The following is a 26918-nucleotide window of genomic DNA, read 5'->3' on the forward strand; positions in this document are numbered from 1 at the left end:
TGGCTTGGCAAGATCGTTTTTCTACCTTGTCTTGAGAGGGGTCAAAAACAAATTCCATTGAACGCAAATCAGTCCCTTTTTTGGCAAAATAACGTGACATTCAAAATGTTGACCAACTGTTTAATATTATTGGTTTCCCTCGGCCTAACACCTAACCTTCCGGCTGAAGATGATTTTGAAGAACAAATGAGGCGTTATCAAGCTTCCCATTGGGGTGTCGGCGGAACGGACATCCCTGAAGAAAAGATAAATCCCGACAAAAAGGTTCTTCATTTAACGATAGCACAGGCTATCGAACAGGTGATCGAAAACAACATCATCGTCCAAAATGCAAAATTGGAGATTGTAAAAGCGGATACCCCGGAGCTGAAAAACCAATCTCGTTTTACCTGGAAGGCACTCGCGGGCATTCAGAGCGCGAAACAATATTTCCCGGACAATAGAAACAACTTATTTTTAGGAACTCAAAGACAAAACGATAAGATATCTGCAGGAATTGAAAAACAATTCAAAACTGGAACTTATTTCAAAACGGAAATTTCAACGGTTCGTTTTGATACGAATGCATTTGAAAATCCTTACAATCCTCAAACCGCAGCTTTTTCTTCACTTGCCACAAAACCGATGTATACCGGTGCAGTGTCCTTTACTCTTTCTCAGGAACTTTTAAAGTACGGATTCGGCAGAACGGAAGAAGATAAGGAAAAACTTTTAAAAAATCAAACCCTACTCGTTCGTGAAAATTACATCAACATACTCACTCAACTTGTTGTGAAGATTTTAGTGGATTACTGGTCTCTCGGGATTATAGATTCTCAAATCGCCACTTTTGAAAAAGTATTAAAAAATACGGAAGAGATTCGCAGACTTACCGTTCGCAAACAATCCCTAGGTCTTTCGGAAGGTTTCGAAGTAAACCAATGGAACCAAGCTTACTTGCGAGCTTCTTCCCAATTGGAAAAAAGCAAAGTGGATCGTTTGGAAGCGGAAAGAAATTTAGTTCGTATTTTAAATGTAGATCCTTCCTCAAGCGTTGCGGGTGTAACCGATCTTTCCGAAAGTTTGCCTATAGGGATCGATCGTGAAAAAGACAAAGCGTATGCTTTGAAAAATAGAATCGATTATCTTATGTTGCAAAGACAAAAGGAAATGGCAAGGCTAGCACTTGCAAACGCAAACGACGAAGATCATCCATCCTTAAAAGCAAGCGTCGCCTACAGTTCCATCGGTCAGAATTTTATTTCCCCTCAAGAAGCTTATATCGCAAGGCAAAACGGAATCACTTCTCTTCGGTTTCCTCAAATTTCCGCAGAGTTAAAAATGAGTTACCCTTTGTGGGACAAAGCGGCAAAAGCAGGTATCAATGAAGCCGAAGTGAATCAAAAACTGATCGAGATTCAACTCAGTAATCTGGAACAGGAAATCACTCAGGAAATAGACACTCGTTATGAAATGGTAGTTTCCAGCCATGCCTTATTGGAAGACTTGAAGAAAACAAAAAAAGAAACGGAAATATTTTATTACGGTCTAATGGATCGCTTCCGCCAAGGAAGATTTACAGCTGTTAACGTAAAAAACGCTTTGGACTCTCTTGCGCAAGCGGAACTTGGCGTGACGCAAGCTCGCATCAATTTCAATATCAACCTTGTTCGTTATGAACTCGCAAAAAATTCCTTATTCGAAAAGTACGGAGTCGATCTCTATACAATACTTGCGGAAGTAGAAAAAAAGGCGAAGACGGAAACGGATAAATTATAATGAAAGCTCATGTTTCCGAATCCAGGATGAAAGAATTGATTCGTTACAGACGAAAGATTCATTCACATCCTGAACTCAAATATGAAGAAAGAGAAACTGCAAACTATGTAGCTTCTCATCTGAAATCTTTGGGGTTTAGTTTCGAAGAAAACATTGCGGAGACAGGTATTGTTTGTCTTGTGGACTCCGGAATTCCCGGAAACACCATCCTGGTCCGGGCCGATATGGATGCTCTTCCTATTTTGGAAGAAAATCATGTGGATTATAAAAGCCGTATCGATGGCAAGATGCATGCTTGCGGTCATGACGGGCACACAAGTGTCCTTATGGGACTTTCTTCCGAGCTAAAAGAATCCTTAAAATCATTTGTTCCCAAAGGAAGGGTTTTACTCTGTTTTCAACCTGCAGAGGAAGGCGGTTCAGGTGCTGACAAAATGATCGAGTCTGGTATTTTGGATCGCTACAAAGTGGATGCTTGTTTTGCACTTCACGTATGGAATCACATCGACTTAGGTAAGTTAGGTGTGGTAAACGGAACGATGATGGCATCAGTTGACGAATTTCATATTGTAGTGAAAGGAACAAGCGGTCACGGAGCTATACCTCAACACACAGTGGATCCGATCGTAGTCGGATCTCATATTGTTACTGCTTTGCAAACCATCGTATCCAGAAACATAGATCCTCTGGAACCTTGCGTTGTTACAGTCGGTTCCTTTCATTCAGGAAATGCATTCAATGTAATTCCTGAAACCGCAGAACTTCGTGGTACAGTTCGCACTTACTCGAAAGAAGTATATGAAAAAGTTCCGAAAAGATTGGAAGAAATTACAAGAGGAATTGCCAAGTCGTTCGGTGCTGAAATCGATTTTGAATACAAACGCATTGACAAACCTACCATCAACGACCCAATAATGGCGGATATTGTCAGAGAAGCAGGAAAAAATATACTTGGTCCCGATTCCATTACGGAAGAAAATACCAGAACCATGGGAGGGGAGGATTTTTCAGCCTTTCTTATGGAAAAGCCAGGGTGTTATTTTTTCATAGGCTCTCGTAATGAAAAAAAAGGTTTCGTTCATTCCCATCACAGTTCTTTTTTCGACTTTGACGAAGATGCGCTGGCAAACGGGCTTTCCGTTATGAAAGAAGTCGTCCGTCTCTATCTGGAAAAAAATTAAGGCTTACTGGTCTATTCCAAGAACCAATCCTTTTTTTTTGTTCTCTCCGACTGAACAAACTCTAAATAACCAAATCAATCTTTTCCATTTTGTCTGATTTTTCATTTACAAAAACCAGCTAGATATTATTTGTTAGATATCTAACTATATTGCAGGTTGATTTATATGATCCATTTACAAATCGAAGAAGAAATCGCTACCATCACCCTAGACACAAACGAATCCAATAGTTTTACTTTGGAAAGTTTTCAAAAACTAAGTGAACTCGTCCGGAAAGCCGAATCCAAGCTTTCAAAAATACTTATATTAAGAAGCTCGCGTCCGGGAGTATTTTCCCAAGGACTGAATCTTACGGAACTCAGCGGAGAGAGAACGGAAGAATTTCTAAATTTATTCTTACATTATTTCTTCGGAATTCTGGAGCAGGTTTATACATTCCCGGGTGTGGTCATTGCAGAGGTAGGCGGACATGCCATGGGATACGGAGCCATGCTCGCGATGGCAAGTGATTTCAGATACGGTATGGAAGGAACAAGGATAGGTCTTCCCGAAGTTAAATTGGGAATCAGAGTTCCCTCTTTCGTTGCGATGATGTTAAGAGATATTATCGGTTCAAGGGAAGCCGACAGTCATATCTTACAAGGAAATGCATACAAAGCAAGCGAAGCCAAAGAACTAGGATTATATGATGAAATTTATTCGGATGCGAACTCGATTAAAGATTCCTCTTTGAAACTTGCCCGTAAATTGACGAAAAATTCGTTCGGAGCAACCAGATCTTCCAAACAAGCGCTTAGGTATCTGAACGGAGATTTGAAAAAAATGTTGGAGTTTGATAAGGAAAAAACATTTGAAAGTCTTTTTACCGAAGATGCGATAGAAGGAATTGCAGCGGCTGTCGCAGGGAGAAGACCTCAATTCAAATGATCAGTTTTTGAATTTGTTTTGGCAGGTATAATTGTAAGTTTTTTCCAATAGGTTGTACAATTGTGAGGATTCTTCAGGGTTCAGTCCCCAAAGTTTCAAGGAAAAAACTTTTATACTGATTTCTCTTGCCGGTTTGTGAAACGCCTTGCCCTCTTTGGTCAGGCTTACCATAATCTCTCTTTTGTCTGAAGGAGAGATTTCTTTTTTTATTAAGTTTAAAGATTCAAGTTTTGTTATAAGAACAGTTACGGTCGGTTTGGTTCTATGAATTTCTTCCGCAATTTTAGACATATTGCATGCAGTTTGTTTACGAAGCAGATAAGTGATGATCTCAAAATGAGATGCGGAAAGAGTAGGAAATCCCAGTTTTTTTAACTCATCTTCCACTGTTTCCGTCAAAAAATCACTCAAACGTCCTAAGTATTTTACTGCATGAAATCTATTTTTGGAATTCTTTTTCAAAACGAATTTACACTGTCAGGGAAAAACATCAAACTTTCATCGCCTCGATTTCTTCGATCTCTTTCGGAATATCTTTTGTCAAATTTACGGGAGAATTCCCATGGACAAGAATATCGTCTTCGATTCTGATTCCGATCCCTTTGAACTCTTCAGGTATGGAAACATCCTCCGGATCAAAATATAATCCCGGTTCTACGGTGATCACCTGTCCGTTTACAAGTTTCCGGCCCTTTCCCTGCACATAGTATTTTCCCACATCATGCACGTCCATTCCCAAATAATGGCCGGTTCTATGCATATAAAACTTTTTATACGTTTCCTTCTCGATGATAGAATCCATACTACCCGAAAGAAAACCCATCTCCTTCAAACAATCCGCAAGAAAGTAAACTGTCTTGGTATGGATTTCATTGAAAGGAGTTCCTTCTTTGGAATATAGAATCGCATTTTTTTGAGAAGCAAGGACGATCTCATAAACGGTTTTCTGTGCTTCGGTAAATTTTTTGCCAGCGGGGAATACTCGTGTTACATCGGCAGTATAAGAATTGAATTCCGCTCCCGAGTCAACCAAGATCAAATCATCTTTTTTCAATATGCTGTCGTTGCTTACATAATGAAGCACACATGCGTTTTTGCCTGTGGCTACGATATGTCCGTAACCTCCTCCCCAAGCTCCGTGTTTGAGGTATTCATGTTCCAAGATTGCTTCGAGTTCGTATTCATATATACCCGGTTTGGATTCACGAATGATCCGATCATGTCCGAATTTTGTGATGGCTGCTGCTTGTTTTAAAATTTCAATTTCTTCTTTGGATTTTTGCAACCTCATCTCATGCAAGAATACAGGTTCAATGATTTTTTCCGGCCCCAGTTTTCCTTCACGAACTCTTGAAGACACAAGCCTTGCAGCAGAAATCAGATCTCTATCCTTATCAGAATCCAATCCGAAAAAATAATAGAGGGTATGGTTTCCTAAAAGTAGTTCCGCTTTTTTTTCATCCCACTGACCAATCTCAAAAACCAAATCCAGTTTCAGCAGTTCTTTGATTTTTTCCTTACCCAGACGAATCCCCGTCCAAATTTCCTTTTCCTTGTCTTTGGGGAGACAGAACATTCCCGCTCTATCTTTGGTAATGAATAGAATGGAATCTGCTTCCGTAATTCCAGTAAGATAATAAAAATCGGAATCCTGACGGAATTTATATTCAACGTCTCTGTTTCTTATTTTATCATTGGCCCCGAAAACAAAAAGGATTTCTCCTTCATTTAGCTTTTGTTTTACGGTCCGGATACGTTTTGTGTGAATGGAATAATCCGTTTTGTTTTTTCTTAAAGTCTGGTTCATGATGATTTCAATATTTCCTCTAAAGATTCGAAAAGTTTTTGGGGCTGTTGGTCCAACATACAACGAAAATGGGACTCAGGGCAAATTCTTCCTCCATGAATCCCGCATGGTCTGCAACCTAGTCCTTCCACTTCCATGATTTTATTCTTTTCGGATAACGTAGAATAGCCGAATTCAGGAACCGTTGCACCGTAGATCATCACAGTCGGAACATTGAAGGCGGAAGCAAAATGGATGGGGCTGGAATCATTGGAAACAATTGCGTTTGCATTTTGAATCCAAACTGCCAGTTCGGAAAGAGTTGTTTTTCCCACGACAGACATAAGTCTCGCTCTTTCGTAGGACTTGAGAGGTTCTATGGATAATAATTGAAAAATCCTTTCTTCTATGGGGAGATCCGCTTTGGAACCGATTAGAATTACAGTTTCCGTTCTCTTTCGCAAAATAAGGCTGATGAGACTTGCAAATTTTTCTTCGGGCATACGTTTGGTTTCCCATAGCGAGGATGGCGCAATAATGATATACTCGCCTTTTGTCACCTTCATTCGGTTAGCGGCGACTTCAAAACTTTCCACATCGGAAGATTTGGGATATAAAAAAGGTCTTCGTTCTCTTCCTTTCGGGTATTCGGAAAGATCATCATACAAAAGGGAAAATAATTTTTCCACTTCATGAGGTCCTAGTTTCGGCCTTGAGACTTTTTTATTATGCAAAAAAGAAAACCCTGACTCCAAATACCCTACCCGGAGTTTTGCGGAGGAAAACCAAGACAACAAGCTGGACCGAAATGAAAAATGCGCTGAATATACCTGATCATATTTTTCACGTCGCAGTTTCCCCGCAAAACGGAAAAAAGCGATCGGATTTTTTTTGATTGTTTTCTTATCTATGGGTATGACCCGATCTATGTCGGGATTTCCATCTAATACCTGTTCTGTTCCTTTGTTGACCAGCACATGCAATTCCGACTCGGGATACTTTCTTTTGACTGCGCGAAAAAGGGGGGTCGATAGAATCAAATCCCCCAAAAATGCAGTTTGTATGATCAGTATTTTTTCCGTCATTTTCCGTGTTCTAAAACAGTAGCAAAATTGTTCGTAGCAAGTCCACCAATACTGTGCGCCAGTCCCAATCGCAGTTCTTCTCTTTGTTTAAAAGATCGGCATAATTCTACAATTTGCGCAAGTCCGGATGCGCCTACCGGATGGCCTCTCGATTTCAGTCCGCCCGAAGAATTGATGGGGAGTTGGCCTTCCGGATGGGTAATTTTGCTGATTACCTTCGCCAAAGCTTCTCCCCTCCCGAAAAGTCCCGCATCTTCGGCACCTATGATTTCAAAAGGAGTAAATGCGTCGTGCAATTCCGCAATCTGAATCTCTTCCGGGCCGATCCCAGCCTCCTTGTAAGCGGAGGCGAAGGCATGAACGCTTGCGTCGAAGCTAGGGTCTCCTCCCGCCTGAAAGGGAGCCGTGCCGTGCCCCATTCCTTTGATAGAAATACCGCTTTTGTCTACGGAAAGAATCACCGAAGCGGATCCGTCCGACAATGGAGATATATCATACAACCCCAAGGGACTCGTGATCATGGGCTGTTTTTCATAGTCTTCGGGACTAAGGTTCTTTTTGATCTGTGCGATCGGGTTTTTCAGTCCGTTATCGTGCAATTTTTTGGATATGGCAAACAGATCCTCCTGCTTGTAACCGTATAACTCCAAATAACGGTTTGTGATCATCGCACCACCTTGCGCCATGGACATCCCCAGGTTCCTTTGGGAATCGGAAAGAACGGAGCCTAACAATAAATTGTTTTCTTCCCGATTTAACTGAGACATGATCTCAGTCGCAACCACTAATCCATGTTTGTATCTGCCGGATTGAATGAGATTGACACCTAGTTGCAAGGCGGAGGCACCGGAAGAGGATGCGGTTTCCATACGGATCGCATAAGGGTGTTTTAAACCGAGCGCCTGCACTAGTTTTGCGGGAAGATGAAAGTCTTTTGTATAACGGTCCGGTGAGAAACTAGCATAGATTAGGAATTCGAGTTTGTGAGAACCAAACTCAGTCACAGAATCCTTTACCGTTTGATAAGATAAACTAAGGTGAGATCCGTTGAATTTTCCGAAAGGACTTAAAGAAGGACCGTGTATAAAAACTTTAGTCATAAGAATATAGTTTAAGCTTGCTTATAAAGTGAAAGCATTTTATCATTCCCAATAGATATAGAAATGGAGTATCCGTTATGAAAGGTAAAAAAGAAGTACTCGAAATTTTAGCCGAAGTTCTTTCCGCAGAACTTACAGCCATCAATCAATACTTTATCCACGCAAAACTTTGTAAAAACTGGGGTTATCTTACACTTGCAGAGTATCTTAGAAAAGAGTCCATCGAAGAAATGAAACATGCAGACGAGATTATCGAAAGGATTCTCTATTTGGACGGAGTTCCCGATCTTCAAAAGTACATGAAAATTAATGTCGGTAAGACGATGCCCGAATTATTCCAGCATGACCTTCAATTGGAATACAACGCAGTGGAAAGACTCAACCGAGGGATCGACATTTGTGTGGCCGGCAAAGACAACGGAACACGCGAATTATTGGAAAGAATCTTAGTTTCCGAAGAAGAACACATTGACTGGATCGAAACTCAACAGAACATCATCAAAGATATCAGTCTTGAAAAATATTTGGCTGAAAAACTAGGAGAATAAGGATAAAACCATCTCAAACGGTCTACCATGCTGTCTGCGGAGAAGGACTTTCTCCGCTTCTTATAGAAGAAATCGGCAAATCCCACCTTACCGTAATTAACTCCAATCGTGGCGGTGTATTCTTTTCCGGAAAAGCCGGCCATATCGTAGATTTCACTTTGTCTACCAGATTCGCATCAAGAGTCAATTTACAACTGATTCAGGAAAAAGGAAACGATTACGAAGCTCTTTATATAGCAGGCAAAAAACTACCCTGGGAAAAATGGATCGAGCCTGATCTTTCTTTTCGGGTGGATGCCCAAACCAAAGACAAACTTAGCAATTCCCAATTTGCCACTCATAGACTCAAAGATGCCATCCTCGATTATTTACGGGATAAAAAAATCCCCCTTCCCGGAATTGAAAAAAAAATACCAGATATAACAATCGCTTTGCGGTCTTTTTTGGACAAGTTCAGTATCGAACTTTCTTTGACAGGCGAATCTCTTTCCAGAAGAGGTTACAGAGTCGAAGCGGGACTCGCTCCCGTTCGGGAAACGATTGCACAAGCAATGCTCTCCGTATCGGACTGGAAGCCGGGAAAGGTTTTACTCGATCCCATGTGCGGGTCGGGAACGGTTCTCATCGAAGCTGCGCTTCTGGAAAAATTAAACGGAGAAATCAACCGTTATATTCTGGAAGAGTCTTCCGTATTCGGCAAACTTTTTCCGGATTTTGTATTTTCCAAAGCAGTTAACCCTCCTCCCGGGACATTCCGTTATTTCGGATTTGATCATGACTCGGAAGCAATCCGTATCGCCAAACAAAATGCATACGAAGCAGGGGTGGAAGATTGGATCCAATTTGAAGAAGGAGATGTTTTGGAACTGAAAAACTCTTTCGGAGAAGAAGGTCATATCGTTACAAACCCCCCTTACGGAGACAGATTGGGAAAACCGATTGATAATTTAAGAGAAATGTATTTTCAGATGGGAAAAGTTTTTAAAAACGAATTCCCCGGTTGGAAACTGACAGTATTATGCGGGGAATTTTCACTTTTAGGAAAGCTCGGAATGAAAGAAAAATCCCATTTTCCGTTAAAACATGCCAATCTGAAGGCAAAAATAGTCGATTACGAAATCAGAAAGTCCAGTCCAATCCAATAACGCGGAATCAATGAATTCAAAGGATATTTTAACCCGAGTTTTTGAAATCACCCAAGACCCTCGGGATGGTATTTTATTTTTAAATGAATTCAAGTCGATTTCTCCCGAAAGTTTTGCACTTCTGTTTGCGGACTCGGAGACGATTATGGATAGTTCGGGAGTATTGTTTTCGGATATCAAACTTTTGCACCAACTGGATCTTTTCCCGGTAGTGGTGATCGAAGAAGACTCTTATCATTATATAAAAGTTTTTTTTCCTCAAACGGGATTTCAAAACGAAGATTCCAAATTCGGCATCGGTTTTCCTTATTCTCTCATCTCCAAGGAAAACTTGCTCTTGGAAGTGAAAGATTCCATTTCCAGAAAGAAGATTCCTGTTCTACTTTGGAATAAAGAAACGGATGAATTCATTCGGTTTTTAAAAGAAATCAAATCCGTTCTGCATTCCAACAAAGTGATTTTGGTCAATTCCGAAGGACCTTTGCGGGAAGAAAACTCAAACAAAGTGATTTCTCTCATTCAATCGGGAGAAGCGCTTGAAAAGCACAAAACAAACGTTACTTATTCAACAAAAAATAAAATTTTTCTCTCAATCGCGGAGTCACTAGTTAGTGATTCCGATAATCCCAAGTTTTCAGTGGTATTGACATCTCCTTATACCATTCTCAGAGAGTTGTTTACAGTCAAAGGGAGCGGAACACTTGTTAAAAAGAAAAACAAGATCAGCAAATACGAATCCGTCTCGGAGATAGATAAGGACAAAGTGTTTTCACTTATCGAATCTTCTTTTTCCAAATCTCTCAAACCTTCCTTTTTAGAATCAAAGTTCGATGTATTGTATCTGGAAGAGTCCTATCAAGGTTGTGCCTGGCTTGAAAAAACGGAATTCGGATTCTTATTATCCAAATTTGCAGTGAACGGAATCGCAAGAGGCGCAGGCGTAGGTCGTGATATCTGGGATATACTGATCAGTAAAAATACCCCGCTCTTTTGGAGATCAAAACCCGGCAATAATATCAACAAATGGTATATGAATATTGCACAAGGTTTGGAGAAAGATGAAAATTGGTTTTATTACTGGCTTGGTCTGAACTCCGATCTGATTCCCAAAGTCATCCTTCATTTAAAAAATCAGCCTGAAGATTTTTACCCCGGAAAACAAACTTGAAAGCAAAATTCTTTTACGATGGGAATTGCGATTTTTGTTCGGGACTTGCCGATTACTGGAAATTGAAAACGGATACCAAACAAATAGATTTTCTTTCCTTCAGAGATTATTCCGAATCGGAGTTATTGAAATTCCATAGCCAACTAACGTGGGATAAATGCGAAGGGAACGTTCAATTGATTTACGGAAACTCCAGATTGCCCGGATTTTTTGGAGTGAGACGGATGCTCTTTTGGACAAAATACAAATACCTGGCGCCTATTTTGTATTTGCCTCTGGTTCCTTTTTTGGGTGTGGCAGTGATGTATTTTCTTAGGTTTTTTAAGTCGAAGAAATGAGTTTTCTACTGGGAGAAATTCTCTCAAGACCGATATAGAATTTTTCACGTGCATTTAACGCAAGTAAGTTCCCCGTTGCTACTTCTTCCTTTTCCCTTTCAGCCAAAGCAGTTTCGCCAATCAAATCAAACATTCTTTTGCTATGACCTTCATCAGCATCCAGGTTAACTGTGAAAAATTTCCCTTCCGGCAGATTTCTCTTTTCTTTCAAAACCTGATACGCATCCGATACGAGAGAATACTCCAATTTCAAAAGATATTCGTTCGCAGGTCCTAGCGCCCCCAATCCGTAGTAGAATCCTTTCTGAATGATGAGGGACATATCGGACAAGTATTCTTTCGTTTCGGAAAGCATTGAGTTGGTTTCCAAATCAAATCCGAGTTTGGAAAGAAATGTTTCTAAAATAGAAACATGAGTGTCTTCTATAATCCCTTCGCCTAACTCTTCCCAGATGTTTTCCACAAGTATGATTTTTGCCTTCTGGTTTCTAGTCTTTGCTGCAACCAGAAGAAACCAATCTACAAATCCGATGGACACAAAATATTCCTGAGAAAGCCATAAGATCAGATCTTCAAAGTTGATTTCTTTTTTTCGGCCGAGTAGCCATGGGTTTTTCAGGACCGAATGATTTTGAACGTCTGACTTTAATTTTTCTTCGAAAGGATTCATACTTGAATCATTCACCTTTTCCATAATTGAACCTTTTGGATTCCAAATGTTCTTTTTTGGCCAATTCCAAACAAGCTTCCACAAGTTCCCGAAAAGGTTTTCCGGAATTTTGCCAAAGGATGGGCAAACTGGAATATACTGGTGAAAAACCAGGAGTGAGATTGATTTCTAAAAAATACACATCACTACCTTTTGAAATAAAATCAACCCGCGCGTATCCTGAAATTTGAATTTCCCTGGCCAATGCCAAAGATGCATTTTGAACGGAAAGTATGATTTTCTCTTCCAGATCAAAAATCAGTTTTTCCGGCATATCCGCCTTTGATTTGATTTTGGAAGAATAGACTTTGCCGGGATAATCCAGTCTTGCCACATTGCTTGCGGAATAATTAGGATCATTTCCCAAAATAGCAACCGTTAGATCATTGCCTTCTATATATTCCTCCAAAAGGATCGTATCAAAAACTTCGAATAATTCGGGAATCAAAGAATCGAATTCTTCCTGTTTGCGAATGATATTTTTTTCGGTAATCCCGATACTGGATCCTTCTCCGTTCGGTTTTGCAAAAATAGGAAACTTAAGACCCAAACGATAATCTTTCCCTTTCCGGATGATTTGGCCTTCGGGAGTTTTGATTCCCAGATTGCGAACGATCTCTTTCGTTCTATGTTTGTCCAAGCTGATATGCTGTGCATAAGAATCCGAACCAGTATGACAAATTCCCAAATATTCGCAAATGGACGGAATATAACCTTCTCTGTTTCTGGAAGAATATCCTTCGATCAGATTCCAAACGATAAGTTTGTCTTTTTCATTTGCTCCAATGAATCCGAGAATCGAAGAGAGAATCTTTTCCTGAGAATGAAAAATATTACACCGGTAGCCTAGCCCAATGATTTCTTTACGCAAAAGTTCAATGGAATCCAAGGATTCCCATTCTCCCGTAAGCGGAGTCGGTTTGAAATCGTATACATCGCTAGCGAGAATTACTGTCTGCAATTAGTTTCTCCCATTCCGGTTCATTCAAAATATTATAAAAAGACTCATATTCCGATTCCAAGGGTTCAAAGGAAAAATGAACTTTTCCCGTCACAGCGGAACGAAATGCATGTTGTCTCGTGCCAGGGTAATATCCCAAATACCAATTAGGTGATAAAGTGATCTTCCCTCCACCACCTGGCAAATCATTTACAAATTGAGGAATTCCCATTCCCGCAATTTTTCCTCTCATATAGGATACGATTTCCACACCTTTTTGTAAAGGAGTTCTAAACCCCCGCGATCCGGGAATCAGTTCGGGATCATAAAGATAATAAGCTCGCACCCGCATTTCCAATAGTTTTTTATGTAACTCCAGCATAATTTCGCCGGAATCATTGATCCCTTTTAAAAGTACAGATTGGTTTCCAACGGAAATTCCAGCCTTTAACAAACGTAAGATTGCCTCTTTGGCTTCCGGAGTACATTCTTTGGGATGATTGAACTGAGTGTTGCAAAATACGGAAAGGGAGTCGTTGTTATGTGATTCTATAATAGAGCATAATTCCTGCGTTATACGAAAAGGAAGGGTGACAGGATTTCTCGTTCCCAGTCTGCAGATTTTTACGTGCGGGATGGAAGAAAGTTCTCCTAAAATCCAATCAATTCGTGCATTCGAAAGATTCAAAGGATCCCCTCCGCTGATCACAACATCTTCAATTTCGGAATGAGCACGGATATAATCGAATGCGGATTCCAAATCTTCTTTTTCCATTCTTTCTTTGGGAGAGGAAACTTTCCTGCCTCTCATACAATGTCTGCAATAAACGCTGCAGGAATGATTGGAAAATAAAAGCACCCGATTGGGATACATATGAGTGAGTCCCCGCGTAGGAGAAAGCCTCTCTTCATGGAGGGGATCGGAAGATTCTTCTACGGATAAAACGGATTCGGAGGAATCGGGAACGATCATCCTCCGGATGGGGCAATTGGGATCAAACGGATCGGATAATTTCAGATAATAGGGAGTTGCGGATACGTTCAGCCGAATTGTCTCTGCAATCCCCTTTTTTTCCGAATCCGTCAGCAAAAAATACTTCTCTAAATCCTCTCCTTTCACCCGATTTTGAAGCTGTGAAGTGGAATCAGACCAATTGGTTTGGGAAAATAGTTCCTCGCGGTTGGTTTCGATCGTTTGGGCTTCTAAAATCGAAGGCATGGTGCTTGAATTCCTTACTTGCCAACACACCGCCAATTTCTTTTTTGGTGGTAATGCTTGAAAATCGTGCGGAAGATATTAAGATGGTGGCCTTCGATGTCGATGGTACCCTCTTCTCCTCTGAATCCATCATATTCAAGACCTATGTCCAGGCAATCGAAGAGTTTGCCCAGAGGTCGGGAAAAATCACAAATTTACCCACCCACGACCAAATCATGTTACAGATTGGAAAACCCGTCAGAGAAATTTTTGTCAACCTATTGCCGTCGCTTCCCCTGGAAGAAAGAGAATTGATTTCCGATCGGGTTTTGGAACTACTCTGCGATTCCATTCGAAACGGAGGGGGAGACTTCTACGCAGGGGTTGGATCTACGGTTCGTTACCTGAAAGAAAAAGGATACACGATCACATGTGCCTCCAACGGAAGACGTAGTTACGTAGAGACAGTTTTGGAGACAGCAGGCGTACTGCATTATTTCGAACCGATCATAGCCATCAACCAAGAGAATGTTTGCACCAAGGGAGATATTCTTTCCGAATACATAAAAAAATACGGGTATAAGTCAAATTCCATTGCACTCATCGGGGATAGATACAGCGATTGGGAAGCCGCGAGAAACAACGGATGTTTATTTGGTTATTGCTCCTATGGGCATGCTACAAATGGGGAAATTCCTGATTTTGAGTGGAATTTCAAAGAACTGGAAGCTTTAAAAGAGATTTTTTAAGCGGCAGTTTCCTTAGTTTTCCGAAGTTTATAATGTGGCAATCCCGCAGCAAAGTTCATCACCGGACAAGTTGAAATCACTCACCTATATCATAGGCGGTCTTTTTTTTGTACTGGTTTTGATTGAAAAGTCACTCGGCTTTTCCCAAACAAAAATCCAACAATCCTTTAGCGCGGATAGTTTCCGAAACCTGGGAAACGGGAATTCCTTATTCGAAAAAAAAGCAAAATCCCAAAGAACGAGCGACCCGTTAACTTCTAACGAATGGGAAGATGACCTTGCCTGGGAAGAAGAAGCATTGGAAGATCCGATACTCATCGGTGAAGAGAAGAAAAAAATAAAAAACCAGGATGATGGATTTTCCATTCCAGAAATTTCTTTACCGGAAGATAGTTTTCCAGGTGCAGGAAAAAAAATCCAGGACAGAAGCGGATATTTATCCGTTTACTTTTTAAAGTTCTACGGTCAGGGAAAAAACAGCCAATCTCAGTTGGTGAAAGTCTCCCGAGAATTCCAGGGGGGAGACCCGATTCATTTTTTAGTAAGAAAATTATTGGAAGGCCCAAGTCCCGAGGAAAAAACCAAAGGAGTTCTCAACTCCCTGCCAAAAAAGCTGAAATTTGATCCTAACTACCGATTAGAGAACGGAATCCTTCATTTGTCCTTTTCTAAAGATTTGGAGTGGGGAGGAAGTCCTGAAATCCTAAAGGACAGAATCGATCAAATTTGCTACAGTTTGATTGGAAATTACGGAATTAAAGGACTTAATGTTTACATAGAAAGAACCAGGCTCCGGTCTCTTGGCGGAGATGGGATGGCACTTCCTGAAATCTTAGTGAAAAGCCCAAGAAAAATCATTTTATTCTAATCTACCTTAATTGTTGCAAGATTCAATCGTCTATCCTACGATGAGATAGTTAGGCTGATAATGCGTAGGTACAGTTTCAGAAGAGCTATCTTTATATTCCGTAGGTTATTTCTACGTACATACCACCCTACCTTTATCGCTACGAATATCTCCGACATCCGTTCTTCTGTCATGATATTCGGGGTACTTTCCGCATTTACATCAGTAGTCTCACTACTGTTTGTTGATTCTTTGGTACGTACAAAAGAAGCGAGCTTCTGGATCGTATTCTTCCGTATTTCCGCATTATTGATTTGTTTTTCCTGTTACTTACTCGCAAAAAAAAGAATTCGATTCTTTGAAAGACATATCTTTTCCTTCACCGGATTTTTCATCGCATCCCTCATCCTTGTTTATATACCAATGATGGTTTATGACAAACCAAATCATTCTTATTACCTTTTCGGGTCAGCCATAGTCATTGCAAGTTCTGCCATCATCCTGTGGATCGAACCGATTCGTATTTTCGCTCTTTCCATTCTGTTTCTATGTCTTTTCATTCCCCTCCATCTGAACTTTTCTCAAATTTTGGGATTCGATCGTTTTGTATTTTACCAAGACATATTGATCGTTTCTTTTTTATTAGGTGTCGGTCTTACCGCCAACTTAATGATCAATTATTGGAGATTTGAGGAATACCGATCCAAAATCAGGCTTCGTGTAACTGTTGGCAAACTACTCCGAATCAACCAAAAGATTCATGATCTGTCAAGGATTGATTCTATGACGGATCTATTCAACCGTCGTCATCTTTTGGAACAATTCGATTTGTATAAAAAACGATCCAAACGGGAAGGATTTTGCATCGGTCTTGTTATTTTGGATCTGGACCGGTTGAAGCACATCAATGATAAATACGGACACAAACAAGGAGATCTTGCCATCCAGGCATTCGGAAAAACTCTCAGATCCAGAGTCCGTTCTACTGACATTGCAGCCCGTATAGGAGGAGATGAATTTTGTATTTTGGGATCTCCCATCGACCCGATCGGCCTGGAAACACTAACAGAAAGTATACGGGAAAAGATCGAAATTTTGAGAATCCCGGTTTACAATCGGGCAGGAGAAACAATTCAAATCACCGTCTCCATCGGCGCGACCATCTTCTCTCCGACGGAAGACCCTAGTTTCGATGAGCTCTACCATAAAATCGATACGGCACTCTATACCTCTAAAAACGAAGGCCGCAATCGAATTACGATCCTTCCCCCTTCCGACTCTCTACCAGTGTAATTTTTTTAAAAAATGATTGGACAAAATAAAAGCATTTCCATTAAATGAAACTGAGACTGATTCTCAGTCTAATCCTTGACGGATAAGGTGTAAAGATTAGAGGGGGGGATTCTCCCCTTATTTTTTGTCTCCCTTAGAAAGAACTTAACTCATACCTTTCCCGGTACAATAGATCTCTTCTTACCGGTTCAAATCCGCCTTCTCTTAAAAATTTCTGAGCCTCTTTTTCCGTTTTCAGCCCAAAGGAACGAAGTACATTTTCCTCGATCACCACGGAAGAAATATCATCCGCTCCACTGTAAAGTGCGAGCTGCCCCACCCCTTTTCCCAAAACCATTACGGATGTTTCGATATGAGAGATATTGTCCAAGAAAATTCTGGAGATTCCCAATACCTTCAGATATTCATGAGTGGGAACTGAACGAACCTTGAATCGTTTCGTTTGAGGTTGGAATGTCCAGGGGATAAAAGATAAAAAACCACCTGTTCTATCTTGCAAATCACGAACTACTTTTAAATGACTAATCACTTCTTCTTTGGTTTCTTCCGATCCGAATACTATGTTGGCAGATCCGGGAAGACCGACTTCATGGCAGGTCTCCATTGCACGTACCCATTCTTCTACGGAAGCTTTTTTAGGCGAGATGATTTGGCGCATACGCTCTGTTAGGATTTCTGCCCCCGCACCCGGAACGGAATCAAGACCTATGGATTTGAGTTCCAAAAGTACATCCTTCAATGGTCTTTTGGTGATCGTTTCCAAATTGATAATTTCTACAGGAGAAAAAGCCCGTATGTGCATGTCGGGAAATCTTTTTTTCACTCCAGCAATCACATCTAAATAGTATTGATACTCAATATCAGGAAAAACTCCGCCTTGCAGAAACAGTTGGTCCGCACCCATCTCCACCGCATAATCCATCTTCTCTAAAATCTGGTCCAAGGTGAGAATGTATCCTTTTCCGTTTCCAATTTCGTCCATAAAAGAGCAAAAATTGCATTCTACATTGCAATAATTGGTATAATTCACCACACGGAACATTGTGTAAGAGGCTTGGGTATGAGGACGGACTTTTTCACGTAAGAAACGCGCCACCATTTGTACTTTCAGAAAATCAGCTTCCTCGTAGAGAAGGAGTGCCTCTTCCGGAGAGATTCTTTTGCCCTCGATGGCTCGCATCAGTACTTGGTCGCTCGGGTTTTCGGGAGAAAAGGAAAATGAAGAAGGGATCATAATTTACCTATATTAAAAACTTTCGAATCATCCTTTCTAAACATAGCAAAAAATGAATTTTCCTGGACATTCATTTTTCTATGAAAATCCTAGGAAATACAACACACCTCAAGGGCAAAAATATAAATGGACATCGGAAGAATTATCTTTCACCTTCTTTTCACCGTTTTCTTTATCGTGGCAAACGTAGTGTTTGTGCGAGCGATCCTCTACCGTCTGCGTTTGATCTTCAACGGAAGACCTGCTTTCTTTAACGAAGACATTACTAAGAACCTAAACCTGCCGTTTCGGATCAAAAGTTTCCTTGAAAACGTAGTTCTCCAAAAGAAAAACTTCAAGGAACCTCTTCGCGGGATCATGCATGCCTTTATTTTTTACGGGTTTTTAGTTTATACCATTCACACCACAAGCCAGATGATCGCAGGTATTGGCGGTTATCTTATGGATGACCCGTATCAATTTGCGCTCCCTAAATTTCTGTTCGGTGAAACTGCAAATCATATCTACGAACAAACAGTGAACTACGTTTCGATTTTAGTACTCACGGGACTTGGTTTCTTTGCTTGGAGAAGATGGATCAGAAAAGCACACGGTTTGGATGTTCATTCTCCCGCTTCCGCGATCGTAATCAGTATGATCGGGACATTGATGATTACCACCTTACTTGGTAATGGTGCAAAAACAGTTGCCGCTACTTATTATTCGCATGCAGGCCTTATTGACGGCGGTCTCGGAAAAGTCTGGGAACTGGTCGGTGTTTCCAATTCCAATGCTGACATTGTAACACAAATTATGTGGTGGGGCCATATCCTTACCGTTTTCGCTTTTATGTTGTACGTTCCCACATCCAAACATGCCCATTTGATCTTTGCACCTATCAATTATTTTTTTGCAACTGACACTCCCAGAGGCCAACTTTCCAAACTCAATTTGGATGATGAGAATGCAGTTTGGGGTTCCAACAAAGTGGAAGATTTTCCTTGGCCGAACCTACTCGACGGTATGTCTTGTATCGAATGCGGACGTTGCCAGGTAGAATGCCCTGCAAACAGAACGGGAAAAATGCTCAACCCGAAAGCAATCATCGTAGAACTAAAACACCAGTTACTCGAAAAGATGCCCCAGGTTGAAAAAGCTCGCGCAGGAAAAACTCCTGAAGAAGCAGCGGAAGCTGTTGCAGCGCTCGAAACAGGAGTGATCAATTCACATGAAGGCTTAAGCGAAGAATCGATCTGGGGATGTACTACTTGTTATGCGTGCGTTGAAGCTTGCCCAGTAGGAAACAACCAGGTAAATGCGATCATTGAGATGAGAAGACATTTGGTTCTTGCCGAATCAAAAATGAGCGCCGAATTGCAAGGTGCATTCGTAAATATGGAAAACAACTCCAATCCATGGGGTGTGGGTGCTCATACTCGTGCCGATTGGGCACAAGGTCTGGATGTCAAAGTTCTCGGAGAAGCGGAAGACAAAAACATTGATATACTTTATTGGGTCGGTTGTGCCGGAGCTTTTGATGAAAGAAACAAAAAGATCTCCCAGGATTTTGTAAAAATCATGAAAAAAGCGAATGTAAACTTCGGAATCCTAGGAACCGAAGAAGGTTGTTCGGGAGATTCCGCAAGACGCGGAGGAAACGAATACCTCTACCAAACATTGGCACAACAAAATGTGGACACAATGAACGGTTACGGAATCAAAAAAATCGTAACAGCTTGTCCTCATTGTTACAATACAATCAAAAACGAATATCCTCAATTCGGAGGAAATTTCGACGTAGTCCACCACTCCGAATTTATCAACGAACTCTCGAAAGACGGCAAAATCGACGTTAAAGTAGCAGATGATGCTTCCCAAGGAAAATACACTTACCATGACTCTTGTTATATCGGTCGTTATAATAATAACTACGAAAATCCGAGAGACGTTGTTAAGAAAGTTTCCGGGGGAAAACTGGAAGAACCTTCCGACCACCACACAAAGGGTCTATGTTGCGGCGCCGGTGGAGCTCAGATGTGGATGGAAGAACAAAATAATGACCGTGTGAATAACAAACGAACAGGTCAGTTATTGGATACCGGTGCAACTACAATTGCTACGGCTTGTCCTTTTTGTATCACAATGATCACAGATGGTGTAAAACACGCAGACAAAATCGATTCGGTAAAAGTGAAAGATATTGCCGAGCTGGTGGCTGAAAACCTAAATTAAGGTTTGATTCTAGACTCCTACGGGAGGAGAATATAAGGTTTTCTAATGAAAGAACTTATAGACACCTCCTCCCTTAGGAATTTCCTACTCTCTCATTCTATTATTTTCACCCAAACCACCACCTATCCTACGGTTTTGGAGCTTCCTTATACTACCCATATGTTATCTCTTTACTGACGGACTTCGTGATGTTAGAAACACAAAAAAAGAAGAATTGGGAGATGATGGATTGATTTCAGTATTTGTAAAACTTTCTTCTGGCGATCTAGTTACCGTGAAAAAGGAATTGATCAATAAAATCTAATCCTTTGCACAAAGGTTTGCCACATATCCGAATGAGATATCTCCCGGATCGGCCTTGAAATAAAGACAGCCTTAGTCCTGGTAAGGGGGGTTTGCTAACAAATTGATGTCTTCGTTGTTTTTCTGAAAATAATTCATATCCCATTCAGTATCAAACAACAAAGCTGCATTTCCATGCATATCTTCCACCAAACTGGCATTACCCGGAACCTTTGCGCGGTCTGCTACTGAAATCCAACGTGAAATTCCGTAAGGCAACACGTGTAGATTGGTATCAGCTGCATATTCGTCTTTCAGTCTTCTTTGAAAGACTTCAAACTGTAATTTTCCCATCGCACCGATGATTGGAACACCCCCACCGATGGTTCTGGAGGTAAACAGATGTAAGATGCCCTCTTCAGCCAATTGATCCAAACCTTTTTTAAAAGATTTGAGTTGTAATGTATCTTTGCAGGAAATTGTAGCAAACAGTTCGGGAGCAAAACTGGGAAGAGGTCTCAGCATAGGCGCATTACCAGAAGATAGAATATCTCCGATTTTAAATGTTCCCGGATTCACAAGACCGATAATATCTCCCGGATACGCCAAATCCACAGTATTGCGGTCCTGGCCGAAAAATGCAAAGGATGATGATAACTTTACCTGTTTGTCCAGGCGGTTGTGATTTACGTTTAACCCACGTTCGAAGACGCCGGAACAAACTCTTAAAAAAGCGATTCTATCCCTGTGCGCCTTATTCATGTTCGCTTGAACTTTAAAAACGAACGCACTGAAAGGGGAACTTACCGGATCCAGTAAATTTCCGTCCCTAAGAGGGATATGATCGGGTGCAGGTGCCAGTTGTAAAAATTTATTCAAAAACAACTCAATACCGAAATTGTTTACCGCCGAACCGAAGTAAACGGGAGTTTCTCTTCCGACCAAAAATGAAGTCGGATCGACGGAACCGATTCCATTTTCCACCAAATCAATCTGCTCTCTGAAAGCGGAAACTATCTCCGCATCAAATTGTTCGTCCAGGCTTTTGTCATTCGGTCCTGAAACCCGAAATGCAGCTTTCTGTTTGCCGCCGGGTGTTCTGTCAAAAAGATGAAGCTGTTTTTCACGTAAGTCGTAGACCCCTTTGAAATCGTATCCCGTTCCCAAAGGCCAGACGTCCGGTACTGCTTTGATTCCCAATACCTTTTCGATCTCATCCAAAAGAGCATAGAGATCTTTTGTGGGACGATCCATTTTATTGATAAATGTGATGATGGGAATTCCTCGTTCCCTACAAACTCGGAATAACTTTACAGTCTGCGGCTCTACACCTTTTCCCGCATCCAAGACCATAACGGCAGTATCAGCTGCCATCAAAGTTCGGTAAGTATCTTCGGAAAAGTCCTCGTGGCCGGGAGTGTCCAATAGATTTAAAATAGAGTTGTTGTATTCAAATTGAAGTGCGGCCGAAGTGATCGAGATCCCTCTCTCTTTTTCCATTGCCATCCAATCCGAAGTGGCAGCCTTGCCTTCTTTACGCGCTTTTACAGCACCGGCAAGTTGAATCGCTCCCCCATAGAGCAATAACTTCTCCGTTAGAGTCGTTTTTCCCGCATCCGGGTGTGCAATGATGGCAAACGTTTTGCGACGTTTTACCTCTTTTTCGATTAATTCAGGGGACATAAAGGCATTTCCAGTCTGGGAAAATTGGCGATTCTGTCGAGAATAAACAAGATATAGGCAAGTTTTGAAAAAATTGGTCTAGGAAGAGATTGACGCACAAATTATGTCCCATTAGATAGGGAGGGGAGCTTAGAATTTGAAACGGATCATTTTTATCTTATTTCTATTCGTTTCCACCCAAATCGCATCTATTGATTTCCCTAATTTTCAATTGGGCGAAGAAGCCGCGAAAGAGGAATTCAAAAAAGGTTTAACTTATAAAAACCTGAAAAAATATTCGGCAGCGAAAGAAAGATTTCAAAAATCAGTTTCCCTTAAAAAAGATTTTCATCTGGCCCGTTTGGAGCTTGCAAACAATTACTTTTTGTTAGGTGAATGGGAGCAATCTCTCGAAGAACTGGAAATTCTTTCCACTCAAAGAAAATCAGACCTACTACTCCAAAGCAAAATCGAATCCCTTCGTTTGAATATCGCTGGCGGAAGTTCTTCTTTAGAACGAATTTTTTTTAAAACTCTGGACGGGGATCATTTCCGGGGAAACAGATTTCGAAATCCTGTAGACATCGCTTTTGACGAAGACGGATTTTTCTATATAGCCGGTTTCGATACTTCCAATATCGTCCAGTTCAATGCGAACGGTGAACCTGTTTCCAATTGGAAAGGAAGCATCACCAAAAGATTGGAAAAACCCGTTTCCCTTGCCTATCACAAACAAAAGTTATACGTATGTGATTTTTCGAGAGATGAGGTTTTGGTTTTTAATCTAAAAGGCAAATTATTAAATACCATCGGTGGTACCGGCAGCAACTGGGGAAGTTTTCACGGACCTGCCGGAATCGCATTTGACTCTTCAGGAAATTTTTATGTTTCGGATTCGGGAAACAATCGCATCCAAAAATTTAATTCGAACGGTGCTTTCGAATTCGCGTGGAACGGAAGCGATGATACTTTCTTAAAAAATCCTGCGGGACTTTTTGTTTACCAAGACAAAATCTATGTGGTGGATAAGGATAATGTTCGCGTTCTGATTTTTGACTTCGACGGAAATTTACTGTCAAAAGTTACCAAACAGGAATGGAAACGTCCTAGAAATATTCGGATCTTAGAAAATGAAATGTACGTAACCGATGAACTAACCGGCATTTGGTCATATTCATTGGAAATGGGAGAATGGAAATTGCTTCCCAGATTCAGAGACAAAAAGGGAGTCTATCGGGTATTGAATCGTCCGTTTGCGGTGAATATCGATCCTACCGGTTCTTTTTACGCGGTGGATTATGGAAAACATCGAGTTGATGTTTTTTCTGGGAAGAACAATCTGCTTTCCAACTTGGATTTAAAAATCGAATCCGTTGATACTTCCGAATTTCCCAACGTACATATTTATACCAGATTAAGAAACCGTGCGGGCAAAGAAATTATAGGTGTGGACAGGCTTGCATTTCGAGTCTATGAAAACGATAATATGACCCCTCTTTTCTCTTTGGCAAAGAAAGAAAAGTTGAATGAAAAAATGAATCTTGCCTTTGTATATGAAAATAGCGAAATCCTTGCAAGATCGGAAGGATTGTTGAATGATTCCCTTACTCCTTTTTTCCGGTCACTTACGGAATGGGACAACATATCGTTGTTTCGTGCAGGTAAAGATGCAAGTCTCATCATACCTTCCACAAAGTCTCAAAAAGAAATTTTAGCAAAAATAAGAGATTCGAAAAAAGAAGAAAATTATAATTTCGGGAAATCCGCAATTTCAGCCTTAAGCCAACTAACAATGAATATCGGCCCTAGAATCCTGGTATTTCTCGTGGCATCCGAGAGCAAAGAAAGTCATTTTTTACAATACTCCAAATCCAGAATCGTAGATTATGCGAAAGCACATTCGGTTCCCATATTCGTATTGTCCACCTCTTCGTCACCTTCCGTTAAAAAATCCTGGATTGATATCACAGAACCGACTAACGGAAAATTTATAGTGCTCGACGGAGAAGGAGAAGAAAGAAATTTATATTCCATTTTCAGATCCTACTTCGACTATAGATACATTCTTTCCTACAAAACTGATATCAATCCCGAACTGATAGAGAGATATATCAAATTGGTGGTAGATGTTGACTACAGAGGCGTCAAGGGAAAAGATTTGGGAGGGTATATCGTGCCTTATGAAAACTAAACTCCCTTTCATATGTTTTATCTTAATCTGTTCCTGTTCGATCCATTCGCAGACAGTATTGGAAGAAATTGAAGTAGGAAAGGAAAAACAATCCCAGAACGATTGTAGAAAAGCGATCATTCATTTTCAGAATGCCCTGAGAAAAAACAATAACTCCGTCGAGGCAAAGATAGGATTTGCGGAATGTTCCAAATCCTTAGGATCGCTTACCGATGCCAAACGTGCATTTGGCGAAGTAATATCGCGTTCTCCTAAAAATTTTCCCGCAGTGATCGGACTCTCGGAAATCAATATTGATTTGGAAGAATTTTCGGAAGTTCCCAAAAGGATCGACCCTCTACTCGAAGAATTTCCAAACCATTCCAGTTTGCGGATTTTGGAATCGCGTTATCTTTATGCGATCGGTAGGAAAGAACTCGCGATTCACAAACTGAAGAATTTAAGTGAAAAACTAGGTTATCCCCAAGACGTAGAAAAAATGTTAGGTGAACTTTATCTGCGATCCTCTCAGTGGAGGGAATCGGAAGAAAGTCTGAAACGTTATATTTCTCAAAGTCCGAGCGATCCTGACGGATTCTACCTGATTGCCAAATTGGGTTTGTATCGGAACTATTTCCATGTTCCGAATTTGTTGAGCTCGCTCCCCGATGTGGAAGAAAACATCAATAATGCATTGAATCTGGACAAAAAGCACGAATTATCCCGCTTATTATTAGTGAAACTGAAAATGATTCAATCCTATTCTTCCGGAAATCTGGATGTGAATATTTTAGAATCCGCATTCAAACTGATCTATGAATTGGCTCGTGAATTTCCCGAAAACAAACATTATCATGCGCTGGAAGCAACCCTTGGCGAAGAATTGAATCGTTCCAAGTTCGCAAGTTTTCATTATAGAAGAGCACTACAGATTGATGATTTGGATGAAATCGAAAGATTTGCAGCGGAAGAATACGTAATCAAAAACGAGAAGGAAGAATCCAAACTCAGACGAGAATTAGGTGACTATAGAAGAGACAGATATATCTCGGAAAAATACTCATTATTTTTCAAATCCGCAAAATTTCATCTGTTGCGCGCCAAAGATTTGAATCCTCAATCTCCCACAATCAGGCGCGAGTTACTGGACTCCTACAATCAAAGCGGAGAATCCATTCAATATATCAATTTGCTTTTACGTCAAAGAGAAGAAGATCCAACCAACTTCAAAATGCAAAACAAACTCGAATTTGCAATTACAAATCTAAAACAATCTTTGGAATCCAAAGAAGGCTATGTGACGATCGAACAGAGCGGTGTGTACAATTCGGTTGTTTCCGCTAGCCCCGAGGTTTTCGTCTTTGATTTGGAATCAAAGTTGGCATTTCCCGAACATTATTTTGCAGGAAGATTATTGTCCAAAGCCTTAAGATATAATTTGCAAAACTTATACAATGTACGTCTTCCTTCCGACTCTGAATTTCAGACCATTCGGACTTCTCTGAAGGAATTGGATTTTCACCCTTATTCCAAGACGATTCCTTTTTCCGTAGAATCACTCACCGTCCTTGACAAAGACAGAAGAAATACGGCAAAGATCCGTTATGTGGTCCATGGAAACTATCAATATGTAAATGATTCCATTGATGTGGAAATCTATCTCTATGACAGAACCACTTCCAAAAACATAGGTGTTTGGAAAACAAACCAAAAAGGAAGAGACGGACTTTCCACTATCCTGAATCGTATTTCGGAAAAGATAAAAAACTCTCTCCCCATAGAAGGAAAGATTCTTAAGGTCAAAAAAGACGAAGTGCTTGTATCTTTGGGAAAAAGAGACGGACTCGTCGCCAAAACAGTCGTTCGGTTTGTAAGAAAAGGATCTTTGATTACGGAAGGTGATGTTACTGGGCTCGGTCAGGATATCAGCATTATAAAACCGAAAAACAGAGGCTGGGAGAAGGAGTTGGCTACTGGTGATTTTGCAACGGTTCGTTCAGAGCAGGATACAAAAAAGTAAGATAGATAAGTATCAGATCTGAAATTTCTTCTTCTTCCGATCCCGTCGGGTGAGATGGGATAAATTCGATTTGAAGCATATTGTTTTTCGAATAAATGGAAACCACTTCCGCTCGAAGTAAAATTTTCCGAATCGGTTCAAATGTCGGACTGTTTTTTTCACCCGCCCAATCCGCTCCTTTCGAAGTAAAACTTTTGTTAGATATAATCCTTTGGATGTTTTCTTTCGGAGTATTTTCCCAATCTAATGAAATTTCGGGATAATATAAAAAGGCACCTTCCTCCTGAGAATAAGACAGATATCCTGTACTAAGGTCTCTCAAATCTTTTTCGGAAATCAAAACTTTTGTACGTTCCCGTCCGATCTCATACTCGAATGTTTTACTGAAACCGACAAACACAGCTCCCTTTCCTTCGGAATTCCGATCAATCCGAATCTCAAGGCCGATTACGGACTTGTCTTTTATCATTTCTTTTGCCAGTCTTTCCAGCGCGAAAGAATCCAAAGAAAAAAAATTTTCTCCGGATTTAATTTCTGATAAAAAATTTAGAAAATTTTTCCACATAC

Annotated in this window: 24 protein-coding genes; 14 read left to right on the forward strand and 10 right to left on the reverse strand. The window is 40.6% G+C overall.

Annotation, left to right across the window (positions count from 1 at the left end; translation table 11 throughout):
- Positions 1 to 186: 186 nt before the first annotated feature.
- From EHS11_RS15800 to EHS11_RS15810, 3 genes are all read left to right on the forward strand, one after another.
- Positions 187 to 1758, forward strand: a complete 1572-nt coding sequence (locus tag EHS11_RS15800; protein ID WP_135765510.1) for a TolC family protein — start codon at positions 187 to 189, stop codon at positions 1756 to 1758.
- Positions 1758 to 2939, forward strand: a complete 1182-nt coding sequence (locus EHS11_RS15805) for a M20 metallopeptidase family protein (protein ID WP_135765324.1) — start codon at positions 1758 to 1760, stop codon at positions 2937 to 2939. The genes EHS11_RS15800 and EHS11_RS15805 overlap by 1 nt, the downstream gene beginning before the upstream one ends.
- Before the next feature lie 165 nt (positions 2940 to 3104).
- A complete protein-coding gene (locus tag EHS11_RS15810) occupies positions 3105 to 3866 on the forward strand; it encodes an enoyl-CoA hydratase/isomerase family protein (RefSeq protein WP_135765325.1) in 762 nt (253 codons plus the stop codon).
- Here EHS11_RS15810 and EHS11_RS15815 read toward each other — a convergent pair whose 3' ends face one another.
- From EHS11_RS15815 to EHS11_RS15830, 4 genes are read right to left on the reverse strand one after another with little or no spacing between them, the layout of a single operon-like run.
- Complete coding sequence (locus EHS11_RS15815) at positions 3867 to 4328, reverse strand: MarR family winged helix-turn-helix transcriptional regulator (protein WP_135765326.1); 462 nt, start codon at positions 4326 to 4328, stop codon at positions 3867 to 3869.
- A gap of 28 nt (positions 4329 to 4356) precedes the next feature.
- Positions 4357 to 5673 carry an aminopeptidase P N-terminal domain-containing protein gene (locus EHS11_RS15820; RefSeq protein WP_135765327.1) on the reverse strand — a complete coding sequence of 439 codons (1317 nt, stop codon included), beginning with the start codon at positions 5671 to 5673 and terminating at the stop codon, positions 4357 to 4359.
- On the reverse strand, positions 5670 to 6737 hold the full coding sequence (gene waaF, locus EHS11_RS15825) for a lipopolysaccharide heptosyltransferase II (protein WP_135765328.1): 1068 nt from the start codon (positions 6735 to 6737) through the stop codon (positions 5670 to 5672). Before waaF ends, EHS11_RS15820 begins: the two co-directional genes overlap by 4 nt.
- Positions 6734 to 7837 carry a thiolase family protein gene (locus EHS11_RS15830; protein ID WP_135765329.1) on the reverse strand — a complete coding sequence of 368 codons (1104 nt, stop codon included), beginning with the start codon at positions 7835 to 7837 and terminating at the stop codon, positions 6734 to 6736. The genes waaF and EHS11_RS15830 overlap by 4 nt, the downstream gene beginning before the upstream one ends.
- A 77-nt stretch (positions 7838 to 7914) precedes the next feature.
- Here EHS11_RS15830 and bfr point away from each other — a divergent pair, with 77 nt between their 5' ends.
- The 4 genes from bfr to EHS11_RS15850 all read left to right on the forward strand — a co-directional run bounded on the left by bfr (position 7915) and on the right by EHS11_RS15850 (position 11036).
- Positions 7915 to 8385 (forward strand): bacterioferritin, encoded by a 471-nt coding sequence (gene bfr / locus EHS11_RS15835; protein ID WP_135765330.1) that lies wholly within the window; start codon positions 7915 to 7917, stop codon positions 8383 to 8385.
- A 158-nt stretch (positions 8386 to 8543) separates the two neighbouring features.
- Positions 8544 to 9530, forward strand: a complete 987-nt coding sequence (locus EHS11_RS15840; protein WP_246047950.1) for a THUMP domain-containing class I SAM-dependent RNA methyltransferase — start codon at positions 8544 to 8546, stop codon at positions 9528 to 9530.
- A gap of 10 nt (positions 9531 to 9540) precedes the next feature.
- Positions 9541 to 10698, forward strand: coding sequence for an acetylglutamate kinase (locus EHS11_RS15845; RefSeq protein ID WP_135765332.1), 1158 nt, complete (start codon positions 9541 to 9543; stop codon positions 10696 to 10698).
- Complete coding sequence (locus EHS11_RS15850) at positions 10695 to 11036, forward strand: DCC1-like thiol-disulfide oxidoreductase family protein (protein ID WP_135765333.1); 342 nt, start codon at positions 10695 to 10697, stop codon at positions 11034 to 11036. Before EHS11_RS15845 ends, EHS11_RS15850 begins: the two co-directional genes overlap by 4 nt.
- Here EHS11_RS15850 and EHS11_RS15855 read toward each other — a convergent pair.
- The 3 genes from EHS11_RS15855 to EHS11_RS15865 are packed head-to-tail and all read right to left on the reverse strand — an operon-like array spanning position 11020 to position 13904.
- On the reverse strand, positions 11020 to 11730 hold the full coding sequence (locus tag EHS11_RS15855; RefSeq protein ID WP_210413699.1) for an iron-containing redox enzyme family protein: 711 nt from the start codon (positions 11728 to 11730) through the stop codon (positions 11020 to 11022). The two genes, EHS11_RS15850 and EHS11_RS15855, sit on opposite strands and share 17 nt — an antisense overlap.
- Entirely contained in the window at positions 11714 to 12706 is a 993-nt protein-coding gene (locus EHS11_RS15860) for a D-alanine--D-alanine ligase family protein (protein WP_135765335.1), read from the reverse strand. The genes EHS11_RS15855 and EHS11_RS15860 overlap by 17 nt, the downstream gene beginning before the upstream one ends.
- Positions 12684 to 13904, reverse strand: a complete 1221-nt coding sequence (locus EHS11_RS15865; protein ID WP_135765336.1) for a KamA family radical SAM protein — start codon at positions 13902 to 13904, stop codon at positions 12684 to 12686. The genes EHS11_RS15860 and EHS11_RS15865 overlap by 23 nt, the downstream gene beginning before the upstream one ends.
- A gap of 83 nt (positions 13905 to 13987) precedes the next feature.
- On the opposite strand from EHS11_RS15865, the gene EHS11_RS15870 reads away from it, so the two are divergent.
- The 3 genes from EHS11_RS15870 to EHS11_RS15880 are packed head-to-tail and all read left to right on the forward strand — an operon-like array spanning position 13988 to position 16772.
- Positions 13988 to 14632 carry an HAD family hydrolase gene (locus tag EHS11_RS15870; RefSeq protein WP_135765511.1) on the forward strand — a complete coding sequence of 215 codons (645 nt, stop codon included), beginning with the start codon at positions 13988 to 13990 and terminating at the stop codon, positions 14630 to 14632.
- A gap of 34 nt (positions 14633 to 14666) precedes the next feature.
- Positions 14667 to 15500 (forward strand): GerMN domain-containing protein, encoded by an 834-nt coding sequence (locus EHS11_RS15875; protein WP_246047952.1) that lies wholly within the window; start codon positions 14667 to 14669, stop codon positions 15498 to 15500.
- Between the two features lie 60 nt (positions 15501 to 15560).
- Positions 15561 to 16772 (forward strand): GGDEF domain-containing protein, encoded by a 1212-nt coding sequence (locus EHS11_RS15880; RefSeq protein ID WP_135765337.1) that lies wholly within the window; start codon positions 15561 to 15563, stop codon positions 16770 to 16772.
- 133 nt (positions 16773 to 16905) lie between these two features.
- On the opposite strand, the gene mqnC is transcribed toward EHS11_RS15880, so the two are convergent.
- On the reverse strand, positions 16906 to 17952 hold the full coding sequence (gene mqnC, locus EHS11_RS15885) for a cyclic dehypoxanthinyl futalosine synthase (protein ID WP_425460596.1): 1047 nt from the start codon (positions 17950 to 17952) through the stop codon (positions 16906 to 16908).
- Positions 17953 to 18132: 180 nt separating this feature from the next.
- On the opposite strand from mqnC, the gene EHS11_RS15890 reads away from it, so the two are divergent.
- The gene (locus EHS11_RS15890; RefSeq protein WP_135765339.1) at positions 18133 to 20217 is read left to right on the forward strand and encodes a heterodisulfide reductase-related iron-sulfur binding cluster; all 2085 of its coding nucleotides are present in this window, start codon (positions 18133 to 18135) and stop codon (positions 20215 to 20217) included.
- Positions 20218 to 20262: 45 nt separating this feature from the next.
- Positions 20263 to 20394: a hypothetical protein gene (locus EHS11_RS20350; protein ID WP_281282582.1), complete on the forward strand. Its 132-nt coding sequence runs from the start codon at positions 20263 to 20265 to the stop codon at positions 20392 to 20394.
- A gap of 198 nt (positions 20395 to 20592) precedes the next feature.
- Here EHS11_RS20350 and EHS11_RS15895 read toward each other — a convergent pair whose 3' ends face one another.
- Positions 20593 to 22182: a peptide chain release factor 3 gene (locus EHS11_RS15895; RefSeq protein WP_135765340.1), complete on the reverse strand. Its 1590-nt coding sequence runs from the start codon at positions 22180 to 22182 to the stop codon at positions 20593 to 20595.
- A gap of 136 nt (positions 22183 to 22318) precedes the next feature.
- On the opposite strand from EHS11_RS15895, the gene EHS11_RS15900 reads away from it, so the two are divergent.
- Together EHS11_RS15900 and EHS11_RS15905 are read left to right on the forward strand one after the other, a co-directional pair.
- Positions 22319 to 24352, forward strand: a complete 2034-nt coding sequence (locus EHS11_RS15900) for a 6-bladed beta-propeller (RefSeq protein WP_135765341.1) — start codon at positions 22319 to 22321, stop codon at positions 24350 to 24352.
- Positions 24342 to 26351, forward strand: coding sequence for a tetratricopeptide repeat protein (locus tag EHS11_RS15905; protein WP_246047953.1), 2010 nt, complete (start codon positions 24342 to 24344; stop codon positions 26349 to 26351). The genes EHS11_RS15900 and EHS11_RS15905 overlap by 11 nt, the downstream gene beginning before the upstream one ends.
- Here the strand turns inward: EHS11_RS15905 and EHS11_RS15910 are convergent.
- A complete protein-coding gene (locus tag EHS11_RS15910; protein ID WP_135765342.1) occupies positions 26302 to 26856 on the reverse strand; it encodes a hypothetical protein in 555 nt (184 codons plus the stop codon). The two genes, EHS11_RS15905 and EHS11_RS15910, sit on opposite strands and share 50 nt — an antisense overlap.
- Positions 26857 to 26918 lie beyond the last annotated feature (62 nt).

Source organism: Leptospira ilyithenensis, assembly GCF_004771005.1.
GTDB classification, from domain to species: domain Bacteria; phylum Spirochaetota; class Leptospiria; order Leptospirales; family Leptospiraceae; genus Leptospira_A; species Leptospira_A ilyithenensis.